This is a genomic window from Actinacidiphila sp. bgisy160 (assembly GCF_057707815.1).
The window spans coordinates 1-1,098 of the sequence record NZ_JBYIQW010000133.1; the positions used below are offsets into that span (position 1 = coordinate 1).

The window sequence follows — 1,098 nt, forward strand, 5'->3', positions numbered from 1 at the left end:
TCACGATGGGCATCACCGACAAGGTGACCGCCGTCGATCCGGCCTCGGGCTACGACGTCGGCTCCTGGATCGTGTTCAACAACGTCTTCCAGTCGCTGCTCAGCTTCCCCAAGGGCGCCACCAAGCCCGAGCCGGAGGCCGCGGAGCGCTGCAAGTTCACCGACCCGGACAGCAAGACCTTCGACTGCACGCTGCGGCAGGGCCTGAAGTTCAGCAACGGTGAGGCGCTCACCTCCGAGGACGTGAAGTTCTCCTTCGAGCGCACCATCGAGATCAATGACGAGAACGGTCCGGCGGTGCTGCTGGACTCGATCAAGACGATCGACACGCCCTCGCCGGAGCGGGTGGTGTTCCACCTGAAGTACTCCGACGCGACGTTCCCGATGAAGATCGCCTCGGGTGCGGGGTCGATCGTCGACCACACGCAGTACCCCGCGGACAAGCTCCGCACCGATGGCAGGGCGACCGGCTCGGGCCCGTACAAGCTGGACTCCTACGAGGCCGGCGAGCAGGCGGTGTTCTCGGTCAACGGGGACTACCAGGGTTCGGCGCAGATCCGTAACTCGGGCATGACGATGAAGTTCTTCGGCGACGAGCCCTCGTTGAGGAAGGCCGTCGAGGACGGGTCGGTGGACCTGGCCTACCGCGGTCTGGCCTCCGCCGACATCGCCTCGCTGCAGACCAGTTCGATAGCCGGCGACACCGGCATCCAGGTCGTGGAGGGCACCGGCGCCGAGGTGCAGCACCTGGTGTTCAACCTCAAGGACCCGGTGGTGGGCGACAAGGCCGTGCGTCGCGCGGTGGCCTACCTGATCGACCGCAAGGCGTTCATCCGCGACGTCTACCAGCGCACCGCCACCCCGTTGTACTCGATCGTGCCGGCCGGTATCACCGGACACAACACCGCGTTCTTCGACCGCTACGGCGAGGGCGGCGACAAGGCCGGGGCGCAGGCGGCGCTTTCGCAGGCCGGGATCACCGGCAAGGTCTCCTTCACGCTGTGGGCGACGCCGGTGCGTTTCGGCCCGGGCACCGTGGCGGAGCTGAAGGCGATCGCCAAGCAGCTCAACGACAGCGGCCTGTTCGACGTGGACGTCA

Annotated in this window: 1 protein-coding gene; it reads left to right on the forward strand. The window is 66.8% G+C overall.

Going from position 1 to position 1,098, the window contains the following annotated elements; all coding sequences use genetic code 11:
- Positions 1 to 1,098 (forward strand): ABC transporter substrate-binding protein (locus AC3EUJ_RS37145; protein WP_431969407.1); only part of this gene is annotated, 1,098 nt, incomplete at both ends.